Source organism: Streptomyces sp. NPDC021622 (assembly GCF_040640795.1).
GTDB lineage: Bacteria > Actinomycetota > Actinomycetes > Streptomycetales > Streptomycetaceae > Streptomyces.
This window is the reverse complement of the sequence record NZ_JBFACK010000013.1, coordinates 240,192-264,341: the sequence shown is the minus strand read 5'-3', so window position 1 is coordinate 264,341 and position 24,150 is coordinate 240,192. Positions and strand designations below refer to the sequence as shown.

Annotated in this window: 21 protein-coding genes and 1 pseudogene; 8 read left to right on the top strand and 14 right to left on the bottom strand. The window is 71.5% G+C overall.

Annotated elements, in window-relative coordinates; all coding sequences use genetic code 11:
• Positions 1-600: 600 nt before the first annotated feature.
• Positions 601-1,611 carry a tryptophan--tRNA ligase gene (gene trpS / locus AB0G47_RS26220; RefSeq protein ID WP_360774512.1) on the top strand — a complete coding sequence of 337 codons (1,011 nt, stop codon included), beginning with the start codon at positions 601-603 and terminating at the stop codon, positions 1,609-1,611.
• A gap of 87 nt (positions 1,612-1,698) precedes the next feature.
• On the opposite strand, the gene proC is transcribed toward trpS, so the two are convergent.
• The 3 genes from proC to AB0G47_RS26205 form a co-directional block, all read right to left on the bottom strand.
• Positions 1,699-2,511: a pyrroline-5-carboxylate reductase gene (proC, locus tag AB0G47_RS26215; RefSeq protein WP_360774509.1), complete on the bottom strand. Its 813-nt coding sequence runs from the start codon at positions 2,509-2,511 to the stop codon at positions 1,699-1,701.
• A gap of 113 nt (positions 2,512-2,624) precedes the next feature.
• Positions 2,625-3,362 (bottom strand): ABC transporter permease, encoded by a 738-nt coding sequence (locus tag AB0G47_RS26210; RefSeq protein WP_360774506.1) that lies wholly within the window; start codon positions 3,360-3,362, stop codon positions 2,625-2,627.
• Entirely contained in the window at positions 3,359-4,201 is an 843-nt protein-coding gene (locus AB0G47_RS26205; protein ID WP_360774505.1) for an ABC transporter ATP-binding protein, read from the bottom strand. Before AB0G47_RS26205 ends, AB0G47_RS26210 begins: the two co-directional genes overlap by 4 nt.
• A gap of 360 nt (positions 4,202-4,561) precedes the next feature.
• On the opposite strand from AB0G47_RS26205, the pseudogene AB0G47_RS26200 reads away from it, so the two are divergent.
• A pseudogene (locus AB0G47_RS26200) lies at positions 4,562-4,729 on the top strand (SulP family inorganic anion transporter); the annotation flags it as partial.
• 60 nt (positions 4,730-4,789) lie between these two features.
• On the opposite strand, the gene AB0G47_RS26195 reads toward AB0G47_RS26200, so the two are convergent.
• On the bottom strand, positions 4,790-5,296 hold the full coding sequence (locus tag AB0G47_RS26195; protein WP_360774502.1) for an EamA/RhaT family transporter: 507 nt from the start codon (positions 5,294-5,296) through the stop codon (positions 4,790-4,792).
• A 155-nt stretch (positions 5,297-5,451) separates the two neighbouring features.
• On the opposite strand from AB0G47_RS26195, the gene AB0G47_RS26190 reads away from it, so the two are divergent.
• A complete protein-coding gene (locus AB0G47_RS26190) occupies positions 5,452-7,683 on the top strand; it encodes a serine/threonine-protein kinase (RefSeq protein WP_360774499.1) in 2,232 nt (743 codons plus the stop codon).
• A gap of 36 nt (positions 7,684-7,719) precedes the next feature.
• On the opposite strand, the gene AB0G47_RS26185 is transcribed toward AB0G47_RS26190, so the two are convergent.
• From AB0G47_RS26185 to AB0G47_RS26165, 5 genes are all read right to left on the bottom strand, one after another.
• The gene (locus tag AB0G47_RS26185; RefSeq protein WP_360774496.1) at positions 7,720-8,022 is read right to left on the bottom strand and encodes an SH3 domain-containing protein; all 303 of its coding nucleotides are present in this window, start codon (positions 8,020-8,022) and stop codon (positions 7,720-7,722) included.
• A gap of 233 nt (positions 8,023-8,255) precedes the next feature.
• Positions 8,256-10,109, bottom strand: coding sequence for a dihydroxy-acid dehydratase (gene ilvD, locus AB0G47_RS26180; protein ID WP_360774493.1), 1,854 nt, complete (start codon positions 10,107-10,109; stop codon positions 8,256-8,258).
• 148 nt (positions 10,110-10,257) lie between these two features.
• The gene (locus AB0G47_RS26175; RefSeq protein WP_360774539.1) at positions 10,258-10,830 is read right to left on the bottom strand and encodes a TetR family transcriptional regulator; all 573 of its coding nucleotides are present in this window, start codon (positions 10,828-10,830) and stop codon (positions 10,258-10,260) included.
• Positions 10,831-10,913: 83 nt separating this feature from the next.
• Positions 10,914-11,738, bottom strand: coding sequence for a sugar phosphate isomerase/epimerase (locus AB0G47_RS26170; protein WP_360774490.1), 825 nt, complete (start codon positions 11,736-11,738; stop codon positions 10,914-10,916).
• Between the two features lie 76 nt (positions 11,739-11,814).
• Positions 11,815-12,762 (bottom strand): Ppx/GppA phosphatase family protein, encoded by a 948-nt coding sequence (locus AB0G47_RS26165; RefSeq protein ID WP_360774487.1) that lies wholly within the window; start codon positions 12,760-12,762, stop codon positions 11,815-11,817.
• Between the two features lie 71 nt (positions 12,763-12,833).
• Here AB0G47_RS26165 and AB0G47_RS26160 point away from each other — a divergent pair, with 71 nt between their 5' ends.
• A complete protein-coding gene (locus tag AB0G47_RS26160) occupies positions 12,834-13,667 on the top strand; it encodes a hypothetical protein (protein WP_360774483.1) in 834 nt (277 codons plus the stop codon).
• Between the two features lie 9 nt (positions 13,668-13,676).
• Here AB0G47_RS26160 and AB0G47_RS26155 read toward each other — a convergent pair whose 3' ends face one another.
• Positions 13,677-15,377, bottom strand: a complete 1,701-nt coding sequence (locus AB0G47_RS26155) for a hypothetical protein (protein WP_360774480.1) — start codon at positions 15,375-15,377, stop codon at positions 13,677-13,679.
• Between the two features lie 177 nt (positions 15,378-15,554).
• On the opposite strand from AB0G47_RS26155, the gene radA reads away from it, so the two are divergent.
• Together radA and disA are read left to right on the top strand one after the other, a co-directional pair.
• A complete protein-coding gene (radA, locus tag AB0G47_RS26150) occupies positions 15,555-16,964 on the top strand; it encodes a DNA repair protein RadA (RefSeq protein WP_360774478.1) in 1,410 nt (469 codons plus the stop codon).
• A 79-nt stretch (positions 16,965-17,043) separates the two neighbouring features.
• Positions 17,044-18,168, top strand: coding sequence for a DNA integrity scanning diadenylate cyclase DisA (gene disA, locus AB0G47_RS26145; RefSeq protein ID WP_360774475.1), 1,125 nt, complete (start codon positions 17,044-17,046; stop codon positions 18,166-18,168).
• A gap of 83 nt (positions 18,169-18,251) precedes the next feature.
• On the opposite strand, the gene AB0G47_RS26140 is transcribed toward disA, so the two are convergent.
• Entirely contained in the window at positions 18,252-19,079 is an 828-nt protein-coding gene (locus tag AB0G47_RS26140) for a hypothetical protein (protein ID WP_360774472.1), read from the bottom strand.
• A 206-nt stretch (positions 19,080-19,285) separates the two neighbouring features.
• On the opposite strand from AB0G47_RS26140, the gene AB0G47_RS26135 reads away from it, so the two are divergent.
• Positions 19,286-19,933 carry a phosphatase PAP2 family protein gene (locus tag AB0G47_RS26135; protein ID WP_360774470.1) on the top strand — a complete coding sequence of 216 codons (648 nt, stop codon included), beginning with the start codon at positions 19,286-19,288 and terminating at the stop codon, positions 19,931-19,933.
• 105 nt (positions 19,934-20,038) lie between these two features.
• Here AB0G47_RS26135 and AB0G47_RS26130 read toward each other — a convergent pair whose 3' ends face one another.
• The 3 genes from AB0G47_RS26130 to AB0G47_RS26120 all read right to left on the bottom strand — a co-directional run bounded on the left by AB0G47_RS26130 (position 20,039) and on the right by AB0G47_RS26120 (position 22,947).
• Positions 20,039-20,692 (bottom strand): response regulator transcription factor, encoded by a 654-nt coding sequence (locus AB0G47_RS26130; RefSeq protein WP_360774467.1) that lies wholly within the window; start codon positions 20,690-20,692, stop codon positions 20,039-20,041.
• On the bottom strand, positions 20,689-22,194 hold the full coding sequence (locus AB0G47_RS26125; protein ID WP_360774464.1) for a histidine kinase: 1,506 nt from the start codon (positions 22,192-22,194) through the stop codon (positions 20,689-20,691). Before AB0G47_RS26125 ends, AB0G47_RS26130 begins: the two co-directional genes overlap by 4 nt.
• Before the next feature lie 564 nt (positions 22,195-22,758).
• Positions 22,759-22,947: a hypothetical protein gene (locus AB0G47_RS26120; protein ID WP_360774460.1), complete on the bottom strand. Its 189-nt coding sequence runs from the start codon at positions 22,945-22,947 to the stop codon at positions 22,759-22,761.
• On the opposite strand from AB0G47_RS26120, the gene AB0G47_RS26115 reads away from it, so the two are divergent.
• Positions 22,946-23,908, top strand: a complete 963-nt coding sequence (locus AB0G47_RS26115) for an A/G-specific adenine glycosylase (RefSeq protein WP_360774457.1) — start codon at positions 22,946-22,948, stop codon at positions 23,906-23,908. The genes AB0G47_RS26120 and AB0G47_RS26115 overlap by 2 nt on opposite strands.
• Positions 23,909-24,150 lie beyond the last annotated feature (242 nt).

The window sequence follows — 24,150 nt, the reverse complement described above, 5'->3', positions numbered from 1 at the left end:
TATCAGACTCTTTCGTGTCCGATTTCCTCGGTGCCTTTCAGGTTTCCGCTCCGGCCTCTCGGCCTTTCGCGTTTCCCTTTCCGGCGGTTCCGACTCTATCAGATCCTTTCGGGCCTGACTCCCAGTCAGCGGGGTTTGTCTTCCCGGCTGTTGGGCCGTTCCGACGAGTGAGACTTTAGCGGATTCCTGGCTCCCGACCTAATCGGGGCGCCCTTTCGAACGCGGATTCCTCATTTCGCAAACGCATATGAAAACGAACGGACGACGGCTCAGCAAAGAGACACGACGTCGATCGCTTGAATGCTTGTTGCGGAATGGCTGCCCGGGGACCGACCAAGTGGTCGACGCTCACGTCGGGCAACCCGGAGAACACTACGTATCTGGTCAGGGCGTGTCAACCCCACGCCACGGAGCCTCTCAGGAGCTACGGTAGGAGGCGTGACTACGCATGCGAACACCCAACTGTGGTGGGCCGCCTGAGGGCGGCCGTACATACGCATGTACTCAACGGCCGCCGCCTCGGCGGCCGTTCGTGTTTCTCCCCCTGGAGGACCCGGAGCCCGGCCGTCGGGCCGGCGGGCCTGACCAGGAGGTAGAGAGATGACGCGGATCTTCAGCGGGGTCAAGCCGACGGGGCATCTGACCCTCGGGAACTACCTGGGTGCCGTACGCCCGTGGGCAGAAGTCGACCAGTACCGGGCCGAGGCGCTGTTCAGCGTCGTCGATCTGCACGCCCTGACCGTGGAGCACGATCCCGGGCGGGTGCGCAGGCTGAGCCGGCAGGCGGCGACGTTGCTGCTCGCGGCGGGGATCGATCCCGAGCGGGCCACCGTGTTCGTACAGAGTCATGTGGACGAGCACGCCCGGCTCTCGTATCTGCTGGAGTGCGTCGCGACGGACGGCGAGATGCGGCGGATGATCCAGTACAAGGAGAAGTCCGTGCGGGAGCAGGCCCGGGGCGGGAGTGTGCGGCTTTCGCTGCTCACCTATCCGGTGCTGATGGCGGCGGACATCCTGGCGTACGGGGCGGACGAGGTGCCGGTCGGGGACGACCAGACGCAGCACGTCGAGCTCACCCGGGATCTGGCGGTGCGGTTCAACCAGCGGTACGGGCAGACGTTCGTGGTGCCGCGGGCCACGAATCCCAAGGTGGCGGCGCGGGTCATGGATCTGCAGGATCCGACGTCGAAGATGGGCAAGTCCCACGAGGCAGGGGCCGGGATCGTCTATCTGCTCGATGAGCCCGATGTGATCCGGAAGAAGATCCTGCGCGCTGTCACGGACAGCGGGAGCGAGGTCGGGTACGACCGGGAGGCCAAGCCGGGGGTGTCGAATCTGCTGGAGATCCTGGCCGCTTGTGAGGGTGGGAACCCAGACGGCTTGAGCGGTGCATATGAGTCGTACGGAGCGTTGAAGAAGGACACCGCCGAGGCCGTGGTGGAGCTGCTCAGGCCCGTGCAGGAGAGGCACAAGGAGCTGGTCGCGGATCCCGCGTATGTAGAGGAGGTGTTACGGCGGGGGGCCGAGAGGGCGAGGGGGATGTCCAAGCCGACGGTGGACACCGCCTATCGCGCGATCGGTCTGCTGCCGCCGGTGAACGAGGCGCGGTAGCGCGTGGGCTTGCGGTGACGACGGCGGAGGTCGTCACCGCGGCGGAGTGAGGTCGCCGGGGGCGCGGGGCCCCCGGCGCCGAGGGGGTCAGGTGTTGTTGCCGGAGGCCAGTTCGCGGCTGCGGTCGCGGGCGGCTTCGAGGGCGGCGATGAGGGCCGCGCGTACGCCGTGGTTCTCGAGTTCGCGGATGGCGTTGATGGTGGTGCCGGCAGGGGAGGTGACGTTCTCGCGGAGCTTGACCGGGTGTTCGCCGCTGTCGCGGAGCATCACGGCGGCGCCGATCGCGGCCTGGACGATCAGGTCGTGGGCCTTGTCGCGGGGCAGGCCGAGGAGGATGCCCGCGTCGGTCATGGCTTCGACGAGGTAGTAGAAGTACGCCGGGCCGGAGCCGGAGAGGGCGGTGCAGGCGTCCTGCTGGGTCTCGGGGACGCGCAGGGTCTTGCCGACGGCGCCGAAGATCTCCTCGGTGTGGGCGAGGTGGGCGGCGGTGGCGTGGCTGCCCGCGGAGATGACGGACATGCCTTCGTCCACGAGGACCGGGGTGTTGGGCATGACGCGGACGACGGGGGTGTTGTCGGCGAGGCGTTCTTCGATGAAGGCGGTGGTGATACCTGCGGCGGCGCTGATGACCAGGCGGTCGGGGGCGACGTGCGGGGCGAGTTCGTCGAGGAGGCGGCCCATGTCCTGCGGCTTGACGGCCAGGATGAGGGTGTCGGCCTGCTTGGCTGCCTCGGCGTTGCTGACGGGGTCGACGCCGTAGCGGGTGCGGAGTTCCGCGGCTCGTTCGGCGCGGCGGGTGGTGACGAGGAGGTCGGCGGGGGCCCAGCCTGCCCTGATCATTCCGCTGAGGAGGGCTTCGCCGATCTTGCCGGTGCCGAGGACTGCGACGGGCTGGGGCATGTGTGGGTCACCCTCCAGGTGCGGTTCAGCGGTTCAGCGGTTCCGCCAGCGGGGCCGGTGGTTCAGCGGGGCACCGGTTCGGCTGGGTGGGGTCATCCTCGCATTGGTGTGGGTCAGGTCGTGCGACGGCGGAGGGTGGCGGCGCCCAGGGCGAGGACGAGTACGGCACAGCCGGCGACGATGACGACGTCGCGTACGAAGTCGCTGGTGACGGAGGCGTGGCGGAGGACTTCGTTCATGCCGTCGACGGCGTACGACATGGGCAGGACGTTGGAGATCGCCTCGAGGACGGGCTGCATCTGGTCACGCGGGGTGAACAGGCCGCAGAGGAGGAGCTGGGGGAAGATCACGGCCGGCATGAACTGGACGGCCTGGTACTCGGAGGCCGCGAAGGCCGAGACGAAGAGGCCGAGCGCGGTGCCGAGCAGGGCGTCGAGGAGGGCGACAAGGAGCAGCAGCCAGGCGGAGCCGGTGACGTCGAGGCCGAGGGCCCAGAGGGCGAGGCCGGTGGCGAGGACCGACTGGATGGCGGCGAGGGTGCCGAAGGCGATGGCGTAGCCGACGATCAGGTCGCCCTTGGCGAGGGGCATGGCGAGGAGGCGTTCCAGGGTGCCGGAGGTGCGTTCGCGCAGGGTGGCGATGGAGGTCACAAGGAACATCGTGATGAGGGGGAAGATGCCGAGGAGGGAGGCGCCGATGGAGTCGAAGGTCTGCGGGCTGCCGTCGAACACGTAGCGCAGGAGCAGCAGCATCACGCAGGGGACCAGGAGCATCATGCCGATGGTGCGGGGGTCGTGGAGGAGCTGCCGTAGGACGCGGGCCGCGGTGGCGAGGGTGCGGTAGGTGTTCATCGGGGGCTCCTGCGGGGGTCGTTCCGGGGGGTGTTCGCCGCGCTCGGGGTGTTCGCCGGGCTCTCGGAGTTGTTCGCCTCGCTCTGGGCCGCGTTTGCCTGGTCGACCAGGTGGAGGAAGGCCGCTTCGACCGTTTCGCAGCCGGTGCTGGTGCGCAGGGCGTCGGGGGTGTCGTCGGCGAGGAGTTCGCCTTCGCGCATCAGGAGGAGGCGGTGGCAGCGTTCGGCCTCGTCCATGACGTGGGAGGAGACGAGGATCGTGGCGCCGCGGTCGGCGGCGATGGTGTGGAAGAGGTTCCACAGGTCACGGCGGAGTACCGGGTCCAGGCCGACGGTCGGCTCGTCGAGCACGAGGAGTTCCGGCGTGCCGAGCAGGGCCACCGCCAGGGAGACGCGGCTGCGTTGGCCTCCGGAGAGGTGTCCGGCCAGGGAGTCGGCGTGGGAGGTGAGGTCCACGTCGGAGATGGCTCGGGTGACGGTGTCGTGGCGGCGTTGTGCGGCGGGGCCGTGGCCGGGGTCGAGGATGGCGGCGAAGTAGTCCAGGTTCTGACAGACCGTCAGGTCGTCGTAGACCGATGGGCTCTGGGTGACGTAGCCGATGCGGGAGCGGAGTTCGCGGGCGCCGCCGGGGCGGTCGAGGACGTTCAGGGTGCCGGTGACCTTGGCCTGGGTACCGACGACTGCGCGCATCAGGGTGGATTTGCCGCAGCCGGAGGGGCCGAGGAGGCCGGTGATCTGACCTGGGGGGACCGTGAAGGAGAGGTTGCGGAGGACTCGGCGGGGGCCTCGGGTTACGGAGAGGTCCTTCGCCTCGATCGCTGGTGGTTGATTATTCATCATGCGATGATTATCGCTCGCCCGGGGGCAGGGGCGTCAAGGGGTGGCTCCTCCGAGGTTCGGTACCAGCCAGCTTTGGGGTGCTCCGCGGTCGGCCGCAGCCTGGCCCTTTGGGGTTCGGTGCTCGGCAGGTGGCGTTGTGCCCACCTGTTCCGCCGTGCGGAACGCCTGCCCACAGCACGGCTCGCTCGTGCTCGTGCTCGGGGCGGGGCTGCTGCAGGTCGGGGTGGGGTGCTACGGCCCGTGGCCGTGGTGCAGGGATGCTCGCAGGCATCGGGGTCGTGCTGATCGTCGGGCAGCTGTGCGCGATGGGGGACGCCGAAGCGCCGCGGGCGGGGGCGTGGTCGGTGCCGTCCTCGCCTCGCGCTGATCGCGGCCGCGGAGTCGCTGTTCAGTGGGGCGGCGGTGGGCCGGCTGCACCAGGGGCCGCGCACCGACTACGACGAGGAGCTCATCGCGCAGGGCACGGGCAATGCCGTCTCTGGGGCGTTCGGTGCGCTGCCGATGGCCGCGGTGATCGTACGGTCGGCATGTGGATCATGTGTGTGCGGCGGGCGTCTGGCGTTGTGGCATCGGTGGCGGACGCGTCGGTCACCCCTTGCGCTTCCTCCGGGACGGGTTGCCCGTGCGGCGGGACGTGCGCTTCGCGTACTGGTCGCGGGCCGTCTCGTACTCCTCGCGGTGGAGTTTCTCGCCGGGGGCCTCGGTGAGGGAGCGGAGGAAGTAGGCGAGGAGCGAGCCGATGAAGCCGATGGTCATCAGGCCGCGCATCGATGACTGGGACGCCGGGTCGTGGCGTCGGGTGAAGCCGTCCCAGGTGCGCCGGAAGGCGATCGCACTGCAGATGGCGAACATGACGACCATCAGGACGTTCACGAAGGTGCCTACGTCGGCGATCGCCATGCCCTCGTACGCGAAACGCAGCACGAAGCAGCCGGCCACGGCCGCGAGCAGCGAGCCGGCCGCGGCTCCGGCGCGACGTGCGGCATAGCCGTTGTCGTGGGCGACCCAGGTCGTGCCGAAGAAGCGGAGGGGTTCGGGCTGCGGGCCGGGGGCCGTAGCGTCCGTGCGGTCGGGGGTGCTGGAATCTGCGCTCACCCTCCGAGTATCGCCCGGAGTGGCCGCGGTGCGGGCGCGCCCTATTCGTCCCCCGCCTTGCCCTGCCGTACCACTCGGCAGCTAGTTTGTGCGGCAGGACAGGTAAACGGGCTCATGCGGCAACTGGTGCACGGGGGACGGGGAGGTCGGGGAGAGTGTCGCTCCGCGGAGGTGACCCAGCCGAGATCGGCGGCTATCCGCTCGAGGCGCGGCTCGGTTCGGGCGGCATGGGCACGGTCTTTCTGGCGCGTACGGCTTCGGGGCGGCCCGTGGCGATCAAGCTGATCCACCAGCAGTTCGCCGGGGACGAGGAGTTCCGCATCCGCTTCCGGCAGGAGGTGGCGGCGGCGCGGCGGGTGAGCGGCGCGTTCACCGCCGCGGTGGTCGACGCGGACCCGGAGGCCGAGCATCCCTGGATGGCGACGGCCTATATAGAGGGGCACACGCTCGCCCAGCGCATCGCCAAGCGGGGCCCGCTGGCCGGCGCGGAGCTGCGCACGCTCGCCATCGGTCTGACGGAGGCGCTGCGGGACATCCACCGGGTGGGCGTCGTGCACCGCGACCTCAAGCCGTCGAACGTCGTCCTCTCCCCCGAGGGTCCGCGCGTCATCGACTTCGGCATCTCGCGCGCGACGGATCAGCAGACGCTGACGATGACGGGGCGGGTGATCGGTACGCCGCCGTTCATGTCGCCGGAGCAGTTGCAGGCGCCGCGGGGGGTCGGGCCGCGCTCGGACGTCTTCTCGCTGGGCACGCTTCTTGTGTACGCGGCCACCGGGCAGGGGCCCTTCGACGCGGACAGCCCGTATATGACGGCGTATCAAGTGGTGCACGAGGCACCGTCGTTGGGGTCGGTCCCCGCGGCGCTGCGGGCGGTCGTCGAGCCGTGCCTCGACAAGGACCCCGAGGCGCGGCCGTCGGCGGACGAGCTCCTGGAGCGGTTGCGGGACCTGCCGGTCGAGATGGGGGCGGCGGGCGCGGGCGGCAGTCGTACGCGGGACACGGATACGCAGCATCATCGGTCAGCAGGTGGGGACACCGGGTCCGGGGGCGGCGACACGGGTTCCCGGGGCGGGGTACCGGACGGGTCCGAGACGTCCATCCGCCGCCGGTTGCGCCGCCGTTGGCGCCCGGTGCTTGCCGCTGCGCTCGCCGTGGCCGCCATCGGGGGCGGGGTCGCGTGGCTTCAGCTGGACGGGTCCGAGGCCCCTGCCGACGACCGCAAGGAACAGACCGTGGCCGCGGCGGGTGTGCCCCTGCCCGACGGCTTCCACCCGTGGCGCAGGACCGTGCCCAACGGCTCGAACCCCCCGGACGAGCTGCGCTGCGTACCGCGCGGCGACGCGTTGTTCTGCGGGGGCGGTGGTGTCGTCGCGTCCCGGATGCGGATCTCCGACGGCAAGGAGATCTGGAAGGTGAAGAGCGGCGGCGTACCGGTCGAGGGCATGCACATCGTGGGCGCCACGGACGACACGGTGCTTGCCTACCGCCCGCCGACCGACGCGGACGGGGCGACCGACGCGACGACCCAGGTCGTGGCGCTGGACGCGGAGACCAGCAAGGAGCTGTGGTCGACCGGCTCCGGCTCGCAGTCGACGGGCCTTACGGGCCGGACCCAGGACGCCGTGCTTTTCGGCTCCCGCGTCCTGACCGTCAATCCGGCAGGCACCCATATCGAGGCCCGCGAGGCACGCGGCGGCGACGTGCTCTGGTCGACGCCGATGCCTGCGGGCTCGGAGTGCGCGCCCTTCACGGCGGGCGAGCGGCTGTACGCCCTGTGCGCGCCGCAGGCCGAGGTCGACAGTCTTGAGCTGAACCACCCTGTCGTGCACACCGTCGACCCGGAGTCGGGCGCGCTCGACAAGGGCGTCGCGGTCAAGGGGCCTGTGCAGCCGGTGGGCGGCGACGACGGCGGGCTCGTACTGCTTCATCAGCGTATGAAGGGGCCGGAGTTCCTCGGGTACGACCAGGTGGTGCGGGTCGACACGGAGAGCCGTGACGTGTCGTACCGGCCGCTGCGGACCACGTACGGGGCGACGCCCGGCATGGCCGGCAAAACCGTCTACTTCGCTGGGCCGACCGGTCTCATCAGCGCGGTGGACCCCGCGACGGGGCGGCAGAAGTGGGCCCGGCAGACGAATGTGGACAGCGCTTCGGGGCCGGTCGCCGGGGACGGTGTCCTGTACTTCAGCTCGGCCAGCGGGCGGGTCGTGGCGCTGACGCCGGGCGGCAGGACACTGTGGAACGGCGATCCGCGGGCCGATGGTCTTGGCGGCGGGGTGAACGCGAGTCCGCGTGTGGTGGTTTCGGGGCGAGTCGTGGTGGTGGCTGCCGCCGGGAACACGGTGTTCTCTTTTGACGCGAAGAAGCCGCCGAAGTCCGGGTGAACTTCGGCGGCTTCTTCTCTTTAAGAAGCGGTGTGCTCAGCAGCGGGGTGCCACGTAGCCGTCGCTGCCCGTGCGGACGTATGTGTCCGATACGTAGCGGCCGCTGCCGATGCGGTCCCAGATGCTGGAGGTGCCGGTCGGGCCCGTCACCGTCTCACCAGGCCGCTGGCAGTAGAGCGTGACTCGGGTGCCTGCCGAGAGGCGGCCGACCTTGGCGTAGGAGGTGCCGGGGCCGGAGCGGACGTTGACGTCTGCGGCTATGGGGTACGACTTTGCTGCCGCGGCCTCAGCAGACTCTGCGGACCCTGCGGACTCCGGTGCTATGACGTTCTCGCTCATGCTTCTCTCCCCCGTGAAGTTGCGATTGCTCTTCGCTGGGTGGACGCGTGGGCGGGGTGCGGTGGTTGCGGTTGGTGGGGCGGGCGGTTTTCTTTCCCCGAACCCGCCCCTACCCGAATCCATTCCGGCTTCGCCGGCCGTGTGCGTACCGGAAATCACCGGCTTCGCCGAGTTCGTCCTCAAGCGCCGGACAGGCTGAAATTTCGCCGGCCCGAGGCTGGAAGCGCAAGCGCCTAGCCCAGCTTCGACACGTCCCGCACCGCTCCCCTGTCCGCGCTCGTCGCCATCGCCGCGTATGCCCGCAGTGCCGCCGAGACCTTGCGCTCGCGGGACTTGGGGGCGTAGACGCCGGCCAGGGCCTCTCGGCGGGCTGTCAACTCAGGCTCGGGGACGAGGAGTTCGATGCCGCGGTTGGGGATGTCGATGCGGATGCGGTCGCCGTCCTCGACCAGGGCGATGGTGCCGCCGGATGCCGCCTCGGGCGACGCGTGGCCGATCGAGAGGCCCGACGTGCCGCCGGAGAAGCGGCCGTCCGTGACCAGCGCGCAGACCTTGCCGAGGCCGCGACCCTTGAGGAAGGAGGTGGGGTGGAGCATCTCCTGCATGCCCGGGCCGCCCTTGGGACCCTCGTAGCGGATGACCACCACGTCGCCCGGCTCGACCTGCTTGTTGAGGATCTTCTCGACGGCCTCTTCCTGCGACTCGCAGACCACGGCCGGGCCCTCGAAGGTCCAGATCGACTCGTCGACGCCCGCCGTCTTCACGACGCAGCCGTCCTGAGCCAGATTGCCCTTCAGGACCGCGAGACCGCCGTCCTTCGAGTACGCGTGGGCCACGTCCCTGATGCAGCCGCCCGCGGCGTCCGTGTCCAGGGTGTCCCAGCGCTCCGACTGCGAGAAGGCCTGCGCGGAGGGCTTGCAGCCCGGGGCCGCGTGCCACATCTCTACGGCCTCGGCGGAGGGCGAACCGCCGCGCACGTCCCAGGTGTCCAGCCAGTCCTTGATGGACTTGGAGTGGACCGAGCCCACGTCCTCGTGCAGCAGGCCCCCGCGGTACAGCTCACCGAGGAGCGCGGGGATGCCGCCGGCGCGGTGCACGTCCTCCATGTAGTACGTGCCGCCGGGCGCCACGTTCGGCGCGACCTTGGCCAGGCAGGGGACGCGGCGCGAGACGGCGTCCATGTCGGCGAGGGTGTATTCGAGCTCGGCCTCCTGCGCGGCGGCCAGCAGGTGCAGGATCGTGTTCGTGGAGCCGCCCATGGAGATGTCGAGCGCCATGGCGTTGTCGAAGGCGGCGTGCGTGGCGATGGAGCGCGGCAGGACCGACGCGTCGTCCTCGTAGTAATAGCGCTTGGTGATCTCGACGACCGTCTCGCCGGCCTTCTCGTACAGCGCCTTACGGCCCGTGTGCGTGGCGAGCATCGAGCCGTTGCCGGGGAGGGAGAGGCCGATCGCCTCGGTCAGGCAGTTCATCGAGTTCGCCGTGAACATGCCGGAGCAGGAGCCGCAGGTCGGACAGGCGTTCTCCTCGATACGGAGGATGTCCTCGTCCGAGATGCTCTCGTCCACGGCGTCGCTGATCGCGTTGACCAGGTCCAGTTTTCGGACCGTGCCGTCGACCAGCGTGGCCTTGCCGGCCTCCATCGGGCCGCCGGAGACGAAGACCGTCGGGATGTTGAGACGCAGGGCCGCGTTCAGCATGCCGGGGGTGATCTTGTCGCAGTTGGAGATGCAGATCAGGGCGTCGGCGCAGTGCGCCTCCACCATGTACTCCACGCTGTCCGCGATCAGGTCGCGGGAGGGCAGCGAGTAGAGCATGCCGCCGTGGCCCATCGCGATGCCGTCGTCCACGGCGATCGTGTTGAACTCGCGGGGGATGCCGCCCGCGGCCTTGATCGCCTCGGAGACGATCCGGCCGACCGGCTGCAGGTGGGTGTGGCCCGGGACGAACTCGGTGAAGGAGTTGGCGACGGCGATGATCGGCTTACGCCCGATGTCCGCGCCGGGTACACCGGAGGCGCGCATAAGGGCGCGGGCGCCCGCCATGTTGCGGCCGTGGGTGACAGTGCGGGACCTGAGCTCGGGCATCGTCGCTCGCTCCTTCAGGGATCTCAGAGACATAAGACTCGACTGTTGTCGAGCGTACGCCGACCCTCCACGATCTGGACAGGCTGTCCGGATGGCGGAACAGCCGTCTCGGTGAGCGGCCTGCGAAGAGGACGTGTACGTGCCGGGCTCACGGCCCCGTCAGATGCCCCTGCACCACCGGCGCGATCCGCGCGATGATCACTTCCGGGTCCGCAGAGGCCAGCGGCTCCACCTGGATCACGTACCGCAGCATCGCCGTTCCCACGAGCTGCGCGGCCGCGAGCTCCGCCCGCAGCTCCGCGTCCGGCTGGTCGATGCGGCGCGTCACCTTGGAGAGCAGCTGCGTCACGATGAGGCGGCGGAAGACCGCGGCCGCCGTGTCGTTGTTCACCGCGGAGCGCACGATCGCCAGGAGCGGGACGCGGGTCGCGGGGTTCTCCCAGACGCCGAAGATGAAGCGGGTGAGACGCTCGCCGATCGCGTCGAGCGGGCCCTCCTCGATCGCCGCGGGCGCCTCGAGCGCCGGCGCGAAGGCCACCTCGATCGCCGAGGCGAAGACCTGCTCCTTGGTCCCGAAGTAGTGGTGCACGAGCGCCGAGTCCACCCCGGCCGCCTTCGCGATCCCGCGCACGGAGGTCTTCTCGTACCCACGCGCGGAGAACTCGGTGCGGGCCGCTTCCAGGATCCGGTCCCGCATCGCGGGCCCCTCGGCCGACTGCATACGGGACGGACGCCCCCTGCGCCGCGGAGCCGCCGCCCCCTCGGCCGCGCCGCCCTTCGCCGCGCCGCCCCGTGCCGCCGCCGTCACGACCGGGGCACCTGCACCGCGGACGCCAGATGCAGCCGCGTATAGGCGAGGGCCTCGGCGAGATCGGCCTCACGTTCGGCGCTGGACATCGCGCGCCGGGTATTGACCTCGATGACGACGTGCCCGTCGAAGCCGCTCGTCGCGAGGCGTTCGAGCAGCTCGGCGCAGGGCTGTGTGCCGCGGCCCGGCACCAGGTGCTCGTCCTTGGCGGAGCCCTTGCCGTCGGCGAGGTGGACATGGCCGAGGCGGTCGCCCATGCGGTCGATCATCTGCAGCGCGTCCGTGCGGGCGGTCGCGGTGTGGCTGAGGTCGATCGTGAAGTGGCGGTAGTCGTCCTTGGTGACGTCCCAGTCGGGGGCGTACGCGAGCATCTCGCGGTCGCGGTAGCGCCACGGATACATGTTCTCGACAGCGAAGCGGACGTCCGTCTCGTCGGCCATCCGCCAGATGCCCTCGACGAAGGCGGACGCGTACTGCCGCTGCCAGCGGAAGGGCGGGTGCACGACGACCGTCGATGCGCCCAGCTTCTCGGCGGCGGCCTGGGCGCGCTGGAGCTTCACCCAGGGGTCCGTGGACCACACGCGCTGCGTGATCAGCAGACATGGCGCGTGCACGGCGAGGATCGGGATCCGGTGGTAGTCGCTCAGCCTGCGCAGGGCCTCGATGTCCTGGCTGACGGGGTCTGTCCAGACCATGACCTCGACGCCGTCGTACCCCAGGCGCGCGGCGATCTCGAAGGCCGTCGCCGTCGACTCCGGATAGACCGAGGCCGTCGACAGGGCGACCTTCGCATCCGGGATGCGCACCACTGGTTCTGCCACGAGGGACAGCGTACGGGCCCTCGCCCGACGCCGGGGAGGTGGTCTCCCGCAGTGGCCTACGTCACCGGCCCGCCGGTCACGAGCTCACGTCCCCAGGCGCCGGGAGGTGGTCGAGCCGCCGCAGGATCACGCCCTCGCGCAGCGCCCAGGGACAGATCTCCAGGGTCTCGACGCCGAACAGATCCATCGCGCCCTCCGCGACGAGCGCCCCCGCGAGCAGCTGTCCGGCCCGCCCCTCGGAGACCCCCGGCAGCTCGGCACGCTCCGCCGCCGTCATCGCGGCCAGCTGCGGAACCCAGTCCTCCAGGGACTTCCGCTTCAGCTCACGCTGTACGTAGAGGCCATCGGCCGAGCGTGCGGCGCCGGCCAGCCTGGCGAGCTGCTTGAACGTCTTCGACGTCGCCACGACATGGTCCGGGCTGCCGAAGCGGCTGAACTCCCCCACCGTGCGGGCGATCTGGGCGCGCGCGTGCCGCCGCAGCGCCTTCACGTCCTGCGGGGCCGGCGGGTCCTCGGCCAGCCAGGCCGACGTGAGCCGGCCCGCGCCGAGCGGCAGGCTGACCGCCGCGTCCGGTTCCTCGTCGATGCCGTACGCGATCTCGAGAGACCCACCGCCGATGTCGATGACCAGGAGCTTTCCCGCCGACCAGCCGAACCAGCGGCGGGCCGCCAGGAAGGTGAGCCGGGCCTCCTCGGCGCCGGTGAGGACCTGCAGGTCGACGCCGGTCTCCTCCTTCACGCGGGCGAGCACCTGGTCCGCGTTGCTGGCCTCGCGGACCGCGGAGGTGGCGAAGGGCAGCAGATCCTCCACGCCCTTGTCCTCGGCCGCCTCCAGGGCGTCACGGACCGTGGCGACGAGCCTTTCGACGCCTTCGGGGCCGATGGCTCCCGCCTCGTCGAGGAGTTGGGCGAGGCGCAGGTCGGCCTTGTGCGAGTGCGCGGGCAGCGGGCGCGCGCCGGGGTGGGCGTCCACCACCAGCAGATGCACCGTGTTCGAACCTACGTCGAGGACACCGAGTCTCATATACGGAACGCTACTGCGCGTTCGGCGGTCGCTGGTCCTCGGACCGGGCACCGCGCGCATACCCTGGAGTCGTGCCAAAGACGAAAAAGGCGAAGACCGACAAAACGAAGTCGAAGAAGAAGTCGGGGAAGCCGGAGAAGGTGCAGAAGTCCCAGCCGGACGAGAAGGGCCTCGACTTCGCCCGCGCCTGGGTGGAGTTTCCGGACCCCGCGGACGACGAGCAGGTCTTCCGTTGTGATCTGACATGGCTGACCTCTCGGTGGAGCTGCATCTTCGGAAGCGGCTGCCAGGGCATCCAGGCGGGCCGGGCGGACGACGGCTGCTGCACGCTGGGCGCGCACTTCTCGGACGAGGACGACGAGAAGCGGGTCGCCGGGTTCGTGGAGCGGCTCACGCCGGACATCTGGCAGCACCACGACATCGGCACGGAGACCGGCTGGGTGTCGACGGACGAGGACGGCGAGCGCCAGACCCGCCCGTACAACGGCTCCTGCATCTTCCAGAACCGCCCCGGGTTCGCGGGCGGCGCGGGCTGCTCGCTGCACATCCTGGCCCTCAAGGAGGGCCGCGAGCCGCTGGAGACGAAGCCGGACGTGTGCTGGCAGCTGCCGGTGCGGCGGACGTACGACTGGATCGACCGGCCCGACGACACGCGGGTTCTGCAGGTGTCGATCGGTGAGTACGACCGGCGTGGCTGGGGCCCCGGCGGGCACGATCTGCACTGGTGGTGCACGTCGGCGACGTCGGCGCACGGTGCGGGGGATCCGGTGTACGTCTCCTACCGCCCCGAGCTGACGGAGATGATGGGCAAGGCGGGCTACGACCGCCTGGCCGAGCTGTGCGAGGAACGACTGGCGTCGCAGCTGCCGCTGGTGGCGCCGCATCCGGCGGATCCTCCTCGGTAACAAAGATCCCTAGCTGCCACTCGGGCTCGGCTCCCCGCTGCCGTCGGTCGGTGACGGGGACGGGTCCGGCGGGGTGGGGGTCGGAGTCGGGTCCGTGGGAGTCGGCGTCGGCTCCGGGTCCGACGGCGTAGGCGTGGGGGTAGGCGTCGGGTCCGTAGGCGTAGGGCGCGGGGCCGGTGTCGCCGGGCCCGTCGCGCGCCCGTACCCGTCGATCGACACGATCGCCCCCGCGGGGGCGATGGACACCCGCGCGCTCCAGTGCCCCGCGGGCTCACGGTCGTGGTCCACGTACACCCGGATCGTGAACGTCTCGCCCGGCGAGAGCGTTCCGGAGGAGCGGCTCAGGTAGAGCCAGGAGGCGCCGGCGCTCGCCGACCAGCGGACCGGCTCGCCTCCGGAGGCCTTCAGCGTGATCAGCGTCGTGCCGCCGCTCGGCTGTGCCGCCACGGTGAGGCGGCCGGGCCCCGTCGAGGAGTGCGACGGCGGCGAGCCGCCGCTGATGACCTCTACGGAGACGTCCGGTGAGCGGCTGCCCGCGGTGAAGCGCGGGTCCGGCGGTGTCTGCGCGTTGCCCGCGTTCTCGTAGTCCTCACGGCGCCGGTCGCCGTCCATGCCGTCGGAATCGCCCGCCTCGGTGGCGCTGACGGAGGTGCCGTCCGCGCCCTCGCCGGTCAGCGGCGCCCCGCGGTATGCCGCCCAGAGGGCGAGCACCGGAGCGGCGATCACGGTGGCGACGACCGTTGTCGTGACGGCGCGCGCGCGTAGCCGGTGGCGGCGGGCGGCGTGGTCCTTGGGGTCCATCGGGAAGCCGCGCCGGTCGAAGCGCGGAGCGCCGCCACGCGCGCGCGGGACATGCGCCATCGCCACGTGCACGGCGGGGCGCGGGGCCTCGACGACGGGCAGCGCGGCCGGCGAGGCCGCCGTGCCGGGCCACGCCCCGGAGCCCGCGCGCTCGGCGGTGAGCCGGCAGCGCGGGCAGTCGTCGACGTGCCGGACGAGCTCGCGGCGCAGGGCCGTGCCCAGGAGGAGCTGGTTGTCGCCGGTGAGTCGGGCGACGATCGGGCAGGTGCCGGTCTCCACGACGGCGAGCGCGGCCCGGGTGCGCTCCACCTCGCAGGCGGCGGACGCGAGGAGGTCGCGGGTCCTGCCGAGGTCGAGGCCGACGACGGCTGCGACCTCCTGGGGGGCGAGCTGGTGGCGGACGGCGAGCTCCAGGGCCTCCCGCTGCTCTGGAGTCGTCCCCGCGGCCTCGGGCCAGGCCAGCTGGGCGAGTTCGCGGCGCCGCTCTCGCTGGGTCTCGTCGTCCGGCTGCGCGGCGGACCCGGGGTCCTTCGGCGAGGCGGCTCGGGAGACGCCGCCGGAGGCGTGCGCGCCGCCCTGCCGCTTGCGCCTGGCTTCGGCGAGCGCCCGCAGGCAGACCCAGCGCGCGAGTGCGTACAGCCAGGGTCTGAGTTCGGACGCGGCGGCGGGACCGCGCGAGCCGCGGCGCTCGGCAATGGCAAGTACGTCGCCCACGGCGGTGGTCGCGGCGTCGTGGTCACAGAGGACGGACAGGCAGTACGTGAACAGGCCGTCCAGACAAGGTTCGTAGCGTGCGGGCGGCGCGGGCGGCGCGGGCGGCGCCGAGCGGGGCACTACGCGCTGGCGCGCGTCTCTGTGCGCCCGGTGTGCGCCGGTTGCTTGCGTGGGGGATTCCGGCCTGCTGCTCATCACCCGTGCGAAGTTAGGCGGATGATGCCGGGTCCCTCCTCCCTCTTGAGCACATTTAATCCTTACGGGTGAACAGATCCCTCAAAAGGGGACAGGAACCCATGATTCCGTGACCCGCGCCCCCTCGGCATCGGCGCGCGTGCCGCGTTGTCAGTGCTGCCCGCTACGGTTCGGTTCATGGCTGCCCGTACGAAGTCGAGCAAGGACCGGCCGTCCTACCGCTGCACCGAGTGCGGCTGGCAGACGGCCAAGTGGCTCGGCCGCTGCCCCGAATGCCAGGCCTGGGGGACGGTCGAGGAGTACGGCGCGCCCGCTGTCCGCACCACCGCCCCCGGCCGCGTCACCTCCTCCGCCCTGCCCATCGGCGAGGTCGACGGCCGCCAGGCCACCGCCCGCTCCACCGGCGTACCGGAACTGGACCGCGTCCTGGGCGGCGGCCTCGTCCCCGGTGCCGTGGCGCTGCTCGCGGGCGAGCCGGGCGTCGGCAAGTCGACGCTGCTCCTGGACGTGGCGGCGAAGGCGGCCAGCGACGAGCACCGCACGCTCTACATCACCGGCGAGGAGTCGGCGAGCCAGGTCCGGCTGCGCGCGGACCGCATCAAGGCCATCGACGACCACCTCTACCTGGCGGCGGAGACCGATCTCGCCGCCGTTCTGGGCCACTTGGACGCGGTGAAGCCGTCCCTCCTGATCCTCGACTCGGTCCAGACGGTCGCGTCGCCGGAGATCGACGGGGCGCCGGGCGGCATGGCCCAGGTCCGTGAGGTGGCAGGGGCCCTGATCCGCGCCTCCAAGGAGCGCGCCATGTCGACGCTCCTGGTCGGCCATGTCACCAAGGACGGCGCGATCGCGGGACCGCGCCTCCTGGAGCACCTGGTGGACGTCGTCCTGTCCTTCGAGGGCGACCGCCACGCCCGCCTCCGTCTCGTCCGGGGCGTCAAGAACCGCTACGGGACGACGGACGAGGTCGGCTGTTTCGAACTGCACGACGAGGGCATCACCGGCCTCGCCGACCCCAGCGGCCTCTTCCTCACCCGCCGCGCGGAGGCCGTCCCCGGCACCTGCCTGACGGTCACCCTGGAGGGCCGCCGCCCGCTGGTGGCCGAGGTCCAGGCGCTCACGGTCGACTCGCAGATCCCCTCCCCCCGCCGCACCACATCGGGCCTCGAGACCTCCCGCGTCTCGATGATGCTGGCCGTGCTCGAACAGCGCGGCCGCATCTCCGCGCTCGGCAAGCGCGACATCTACAGCGCGACGGTGGGCGGCGTGAAGCTCTCCGAGCCGGCCGCGGACCTCGCCATCGCGCTCGCCCTGGCCAGCGCGGCGAGCGACACCCCGCTGCCCAAGAACCTGGTCGCGATCGGCGAAGTGGGCCTCGCGGGCGAGGTCAGACGGGTCACGGGGGTCCAGCGCAGACTGGCCGAGGCGCACCGTCTGGGCTTCACGCACGCCCTCGTTCCCGCCGACCCCGGCAAGGTCCCGCCCGGCATGAAGGTCACCGAAGTCGCCGACATGGGGGACGCGCTGCGCGTGCTTCCGAGGTCGCGTCGCAGAGAGGCCCCACGGGAGGAGGAAGACCGCCGGTAGACTTTGCCCTGGTCTCGCCCATCCGTACGAAGCAGTCGTACGGACCGGGGCTTGGACAACCCGCGACCCGAGGAGTGCAGTGGCAGCCAACGACCGGGCGTCAGCTCCCGGCAAGTCCGGTGGAAGCTCCGGTGCAGATGGGCTGATGCGCGCCTCCCTGAGCGCGGTCGCGCCGGGCACAGGCCTGCGCGACGGCCTCGAGCGGATCCTCCGCGGCAACACCGGAGGGCTCATCGTCCTCGGCTGGGACAAGACCGTCGAATCGATGTGTACGGGCGGCTTCATCCTGGACGTCGAGTTCACGGCGACGCGGCTGCGCGAGCTCTGCAAGCTCGACGGCGGCATCGTCATCGACAAGGACGTCACCAAGATCCTGCGGGCGGGCGTGCAGCTCGTCCCCGACCCGACGATCCCCACCGAGGAGACGGGCACCCGGCACCGCACCGCGGACCGCGTCTCCAAGCAGGTGGGCTTCCCCGTCGTATCCGTCTCCCAGTCCATGCGCCTGATCGCGCTGTACGTGGACGGACAGCGCCGCGTCCTCGAGGACTCGGCGGCGATCCTGTCCCGCGCGAACCAGGCGCTCGCGACCCTGGAGCGCTACAAGCTCCGCCTCGACGAGGTCGCGGGCACGCTCTCCGCCCTGGAGATCGAGGACTTGGTGACGGTCCGCGACGTCACGGCGGTCGCCCAGCGCCTGGAAATGGTGCGCCGCATCGCCACGGAGATCGCCGAGTACGTGGTGGAGCTCGGCACCGACGGCCGTCTTCTCGCCCTGCAGCTGGACGAGTTGATCGCGGGCGTCGAGCCGGAGCGCGAGCTGGTGGTCCGGGACTACGTCCCGGAGCCGACCGCGAAGCGCTCCCGCACGGTGGACGAGGCGCTCTTCGAACTGGACGCGCTGAGCCATGCGGAGCTGCTCGAACTGCCGATCGTGGCACGGGCGTTGGGCTATACCGGCTCCCCGGAGGCCCTTGACTCCGCGGTCTCGCCGCGGGGCTTCCGCCTCCTGGCGAAGGTGCCGCGGCTGCCGGGCGCGATCATTGACCGTCTTGTCGAGCATTTCGGTGGCCTGCAGAAGTTGCTCGCTGCGAGCGTTGATGATCTGCAGACGGTGGACGGGGTGGGGGAGGCGCGCGCACGTAGCGTGCGCGAAGGGCTTTCGCGGCTTGCCGAGTCGTCGATCCTGGAGCGGTACGTCTAGAGCGCTGCAGGGTAACGGGTGGGTGGTTGGGGAAACCCCGCGCGGAGCGCGGAAAAACCACCCACCGGGCGGCCAGCCGCCCGTCAGCCCTCTTCGAGCACGAACGACGCCTGCGCCGACCCCAGGCCAGGCGACTTGGCCTCGACGAGATACGTCCCCGGGGCCGCGCTCCCCGCGGAAGGCGTCGCGCACCGCGGCTCGCTCGCCCGGCGGTCCCACTCCACGGTGTGCGTGACGCGCCCGTCCCCCGGCACGCGCAACAGCAGGCTGCCGCTCCCGGCCGGGCAGTCCGCCGACGACCAGATCTCCTTGTCGCCCTCGGCCTGAGTGATCGTCAGGACCGTTCCCTTGCCACCGAGATCCACCTTGCAGGCCTTGCCCGCACTGTTCTGGGCGATGATCTCGAACTTCGGCTTCTCACCGATCTCGTACGTGTTCTGGACGCTGCGCAGCTTCAACTTCACATCCCCGCGCACACAGTCGGGCAGCCGCGACCCCGCGGGCAGCTGACCGCCCGCGCCGCCACCGCCCTTGGCGCCGTCGTCCGACCCGCTGCCGTCACCGCCGCCGGAGGCACCGTCGGAGTCACCGCCGGAGTCACCGGAGCCCGAGCCGTCTCCTGAACCGCCGCCCGAGCCCGAGCCGCCGCCGGAGCCCTCGCCGTCCGACTCGTCGCGCCCGCCCGGGTGTTCACTGATGGCGGGCCCGGAGCCGGAGGGGCCGGGCGTGATGGACGTGGCGGGCCCGGAACCTGACGGCCCGTCGGCGGTGTTCTTCCCGCCTCCGCCGCCCATCGTCAGCACCCACACGGCGAGGAGCGCGAGCAGCCCGACAAGGGACAGCAGAACGGCCCTCCGACGCCAGTAAATGGTGGAGGGAAGCGGCCCGACCGGATTGCGCAGAGATCCCACGCCCAAACCTTACGAGAGATCCGGGCCTTCTCCTGCCCCACCCGCCGCCCCGGGCAACAAAGTTTGCGGATCATCATCTCGGAACGACCCACTCCGCTTACCCCGGCTACAGCCCGTTCCCCCCTCACCCCTGTCTGTCGTCAGGGGTCGGGACAGGTCGATCGCCGGATGTGACGATTCGGGCCCACTCCGTACCGTCCGTAATCATGGACACCATGACCGACGATCTCTACCGCGACATCACCGAATTCGCCCACGACACCCCGGCCTGGGTGCAGCACACCGCCGAGGTGTGGACGGAGCTGGGACTGCTGCTCTTCGGCGTGCTTTTCATAGTCGCCTGGTGGCGCTCCCGGCGCGGTGATCCGCGCGCCGTAGCGATAGCGGTGCTCGCCCCGCTCGTCACCGCGGTGGCGTATGTGTGCAGCGAGTTGATCAAATCGGGGATCGACGAGGAGCGCCCGTGCCGGGCGGTCTCCGGGGCGCTCGCACCGCTCGTCGCGTGCCCGCCGCACGGCGACTGGTCCTTCCCCAGCAACCACTCGACGATCGCCGGTGCCGCGGCGGTCGGCCTCGCCGTCGCCTGGCCGCGCATCGCCGCGCTGACGCTGCCGATGGCCGTGCTCATGGCCTTCTCGCGGGTCTTCGTGGGCGTGCACTATCCGCACGACGTGGCCGTCGGCCTGATCCTCGGCGCCGTGCTGGCTTTCCTGCTCGTCCGTCTGGCCACTCGGCCCGTGGCGCGGGTCGTCGAGAGCATGCGGGGGTCCTCTACCGGGGTCGTCCGGTGGTTCGCGGGCCCGGGCCCGGCGACGTACGCGACACCGCACACGCCTGTGTCGCACCGCCGCTGAGCGCTTCGCCGGATCAACAGTGCAGAATCTGCGGGCCGTCTGTGGCTGGTCGCGCCCCGCGGCGGAGCCGCAAATCTATACAGCCCCGCGCAGTCGGCCAGACAGCTAACCCCCCACAATCCCCGCCTCGTACGCCACGATCGCTGCCTGGACGCGGTTCTTGACCCCCAGTCGGTCGAGGACCGCGCTCACGTATGCCTTGACCGTGCCTTCGACGAGGTGGAGGCGGGCGGCGATCTCCGGGTTGGAGAGGCCCTCCCCGACCAGGCCGAGCACCTCGCGCTCCCGCGGGGTCAGGGTGGCCGTCCGGGAGCGGGCCTGCGCGCCGCGGCCGATGCGCCGGGCGCCGTAGCCGTCGATGACGTGCCGGGCCACCTTCGGCGAGAGGAAGGCGGCGCCGCCCGCCACCGCGCGTACGCCCGCGATGAGTTCGTGCGGATCGCCGGACTTCAGCAGGAACCCCGTGGCTCCACCGCCGAGCGCACGTGCGACGTACGCGTCCTCGGAGAACGTCGTCAGCATCGCGACCGCGGTGCCCGGCACCGTGCGTACGATCTCCTCGCCCGCGGCGAGACCGTCGAGCCCCGGCATCCGGATGTCGAGCAGCGCGACGTCGGGCCGGTGGGCCTGGGCGAGCTCCACGGCCGCGCGCCCGTCGCCCGCCTCCGCGACGACCTCGATGTCATCGCCCGCGCCGAGGATCGCGCGGACGCCCGCGCGGATCATCGCCTCGTCGTCGGCCAGCAGTACGCGGATCACCGCACCCACTCCTTCTCCTCTTCCAGCGCCTTCTCGCGGCCCCCGGCTTTCGGGATCACGCTCTTCTCCACAACGGCCCCGCCCTCGAAGCAGACCCTGAAGTGCTCCACGGTGACGAAGAGTTCACCGCTCGCGCGGTAGTAGCGGCAGTCGGCGCCCGCCGGCGGCGGGCTCGGGGCGCGCTCCTTCGGCGGATCGGACGCGGCCCGGTCCGGCAGCAGCCGCTCGGCCGCGCCCTGCGGCTGTCCGACCCGCAGCCGCGCGTAGTCGCCCGGATCGAGGACCGAGTGCGAGCGGGAGTACGCGTACCAGGCGAAGGCGCCGCCGACGAGGAGTACGCCGGTGGCGACGGCGGCCCCGAAGGCGAGAGCCGTCCGCCGTCTCGCGTACGAGATGACGGCGCCGCCCGGCGCGGGGGCGGGCGCAGGGGTGGTGTGCCCTGCGGGGAGCCGTGCGACGACGCGGAAGCCGTCGCCGTGCGGGCCTGCGTCGAGGGTGCCGCCGAGGTCGCAGAGCCGGGCCTTCAGCCCGGCGATGCCCGAGCCGCCGCCGGGCGCGGGGGCTGCCGGTTGCTCGGCGGGACCGTTGGTCACGGTCACGACGGTCGTGCCCGTGACCGCGTCCCGCGCGCTCTCGACCGTCACCGGGGCGCCGGGGGCGTGCCGGGCGGCGTTGGTGAGGGCCTCCTGGACGACTCGGTGGACGGTGCGTTCGGACTCCGTCCCGGTCGGCTCGGCGCGCGTCGTGCCACCCTCGGCGATGTACCTGACCGGGAGGCCCGAGCCTGCCGCGCGCTCGACCAGCTCCGCGACGGTCTCGCCCGCCGGGGCGAGCGGCGCGGCCTCGTCGCCGTCTTCTCTGAGCAGCCCGATGATCTCGTGCAGCCGGTCGGTGGCGTCCGATGCGGCGGCGCGGAGGTCGGCGACGGCGGCGCGGTGCTCGTGTGGCAGATCGGCGGCGACTTGCAGCGCACCGGCCCGGACCGCGATGAGACTCAACTCGTGCCCCAGGGAGTCGTGCATGTCCTGGGCGATCCTGGCCCGCTCCCGCAGCCGGGCGCGGTCGGCGACGATGCGCTGCTCGCGCTCCAGGTGGCCGGCGCGGGCCCAGCCGGCGGCGGCGAGTTCGCGTCCCTGGCGCCAGTAGCGGCCTGCGAGCCAGGGGAAGACGGCCCCGAAGAGCAGGGTCCCCATCAACACAAGCCACTCGACGACGGGGTCGACGCCCCGCACGGCAATCTTGGCGGTGCCGACAACCGCGATGCCCGCGAAGGCGATGACCGCGGGCCGAGCGTGCTCTGCCCTGCGGCCCATCAGCAGGGCGAAGAGGGCGAGGGCGCCGCCGTACGAAACAGTGAACAGGGAAGGGGCGAGGGCGAGCCCCAGCCCGGCCACGACCACGAAGGCACCCAGCGGGTACCGCCGCCAGATACCCACCGCGAGGGCCAGCGCCCCGAGCCCCGCCACCTCCAACGCGACCGAGCGGGGCTCATTCAGCCCCACCCGGTCCACACCGACAGCGGGCAGGGCAACCCCCGCCCAAGCCCCCACATCCACCCACCACCGCCGACTCACCCCCTCGACGCTACTTCCCTCCGCCCACCAACACCCCTGCCGAAAGTCAGGACTTCCCCTTGCCCCCACGCCTTGCTCCATCACTCACCCGGCAGTTTGGGCTGTGCCCACCCGTTCCGCCCTGCGGAACGCCTGCCCACAGCGACGGCGGCCGACAGCGGGGGGACTCGCCGGGGTGGGTGGGGGAGGCGGGGGCGTAGGCGGGGGGCGGAACGGCTGCCCACAGCGGCGGAGGGCTGTGGCATGGCAGGGGGTGACTCGCCCGGGTGGGTGGGGGAGGTGGCGGAACCGCACCGCTCCCCCGCAGTGCGCGACGTACACAAGGGGCTTGACCACGGCCTCACGCACCGGCAGCGCGCATCGAGACACGAGGGGAGGGACCGGGCCATGGCCCCCACGCACCGTTGGCGCGCAACGAGACGCGAGGGGACGTGTCGGTATGTCCGCACGGAGCACGGTACGCAGCACTCCCCAGCCGCAGCAGCAAGACGCTCAGACCGAGATGGCGAGTACGGACATACCGGCGCGGCCCCGCCCCACACCGGGCAGTACCGCAGACGGCACCCCCAAACCAGGCAGCACCGCAAGGACCACCGCCCCGCCCGCCGCAGGCGACATCGCCGTGCCCACCTCCAGGTTGGCCCAACGCCCGCCGCCCCCATGGCAGGATCGTCCTGCCATGACTGCGCCCACGAAGCCCATGCCCATGTCCACGCCACTGTCCACGCCACTGTCCACGCCCGACGGCGAGTCCCCGCACGGGCCCGCCGGCAAGGCCCTGCACAGCCCCGTCATCGCCTGGTTCGACGCCAACGCCCGGGATCTGCCGTGGCGTCGGGCCGACGCCGGTCCCTGGGGCGTGATGGTCAGCGAGTTCATGCTGCAGCAGACGCCGGTGAACCGCGTCCTGCCCGTGTACGAGCAGTGGCTCGCCCGCTGGCCCCGCCCCGCGGACCTCGCCAAGGAAGCCCCGGGCGAGGCCGTCCGCGCCTGGGGACGCCTCGGCTACCCCCGCCGCGCGCTCCGGCTGCACGGCGCCGCCGTCGCCATAACGGAGCGGCACGGCGGCGACGTACCGACAAGGCACGCACAGCTGCTCGCGCTGCCCGGCATCGGCGAGTACACGGCCGCGGCCGTGGCGTCGTTCGCGTACGGGCAGCGGCATGCCGTCCTCGACACCAACGTGCGGCGGGTGTTCGCGCGCGCCGTCACCGGCGTGCAGTACCCGCCGAACGCCACCACCGCCGCCGAGCGCAAGCTCGCCCGCGCCCTGCTCCCCGAGGACGAACGCACCGCGTCCCGCTGGGCCGCCGCGTCCATGGAGCTCGGCGCCCTCGTCTGCACCGCGAAGAACGAGGACTGCTCCCGCTGCCCCATCGCGCAGCAGTGCGCCTGGCGCACTGCGGGGAAGCCCCCGCATGAGGGCCCGGCCCGCAAGGGCCAGACGTACGCGGGCACGGACCGCCAGGTCCGGGGCAAGCTGCTCGCGGTCCTGCGCGATGCGCTGGCCCCCGTACCGCAGTCGGCCCTCGACCGGGTGTGGGACGAGCCGGTGCAGCGGGCCCGCGCACTGGACGGCCTGGTCTCCGACGGCCTGGTGGAGCCGCTCCCGAACGGCTTCTACCGGCTGCCGCTCACCTGACAGTCCCGCTTCCACCGGCTGCCGCTCACCTGACAACTCCCGCCAAAAGGCCCCCGCTTTACGCCTCGCCTACTTCTGTTACACAACCGACGGAAGGCCGTGCGCCCTCCGCTGGCTGCTCCGCACAGCCCCGTGACAAGCCCTCCGTAGCTTCATTCCCGTACCGCACAGGCAAGGGACAGCGGTCGAGGGACGTGTCAAACCAGACGCGTCGTGGTGTTGGCGGAACGGAGGCGGTTAGG

Excerpts from the sequence above, each read along its gene's own strand:
- AB0G47_RS26205 (WP_360774505.1), bottom strand. The coding sequence starts at position 4,201 with ATGATGAATAATCAACCACCAGCGATCGAGGCGAAGGACCTCTCCGTA.
- AB0G47_RS26165 (WP_360774487.1), bottom strand. The coding sequence starts at position 12,762 with ATGAGACTCGGTGTCCTCGACGTAGGTTCGAACACGGTGCATCTGCTG.
- AB0G47_RS26120 (WP_360774460.1), bottom strand. The coding sequence starts at position 22,947 with ATGGCAGGACGATCCTGCCATGGGGGCGGCGGGCGTTGGGCCAACCTG.
- AB0G47_RS26155 (WP_360774480.1), bottom strand. The coding sequence starts at position 15,377 with ATGAGCAGCAGGCCGGAATCCCCCACGCAAGCAACCGGCGCACACCGG.
- AB0G47_RS26175 (WP_360774539.1), bottom strand. The coding sequence starts at position 10,830 with ATGCAGTCGGCCGAGGGGCCCGCGATGCGGGACCGGATCCTGGAAGCG.
- trpS (WP_360774512.1), top strand. The coding sequence starts at position 601 with ATGACGCGGATCTTCAGCGGGGTCAAGCCGACGGGGCATCTGACCCTC.
- ilvD (WP_360774493.1), bottom strand. The coding sequence starts at position 10,109 with ATGCCCGAGCTCAGGTCCCGCACTGTCACCCACGGCCGCAACATGGCG.
- AB0G47_RS26135 (WP_360774470.1), top strand. The coding sequence starts at position 19,286 with ATGGACACCATGACCGACGATCTCTACCGCGACATCACCGAATTCGCC.
- AB0G47_RS26210 (WP_360774506.1), bottom strand. The coding sequence starts at position 3,362 with ATGAACACCTACCGCACCCTCGCCACCGCGGCCCGCGTCCTACGGCAG.
- AB0G47_RS26185 (WP_360774496.1), bottom strand. The coding sequence starts at position 8,022 with ATGAGCGAGAACGTCATAGCACCGGAGTCCGCAGGGTCCGCAGAGTCT.
- proC (WP_360774509.1), bottom strand. The coding sequence starts at position 2,511 with ATGCCCCAGCCCGTCGCAGTCCTCGGCACCGGCAAGATCGGCGAAGCC.
- radA (WP_360774478.1), top strand. The coding sequence starts at position 15,555 with ATGGCTGCCCGTACGAAGTCGAGCAAGGACCGGCCGTCCTACCGCTGC.
- AB0G47_RS26115 (WP_360774457.1), top strand. The coding sequence starts at position 22,946 with ATGACTGCGCCCACGAAGCCCATGCCCATGTCCACGCCACTGTCCACG.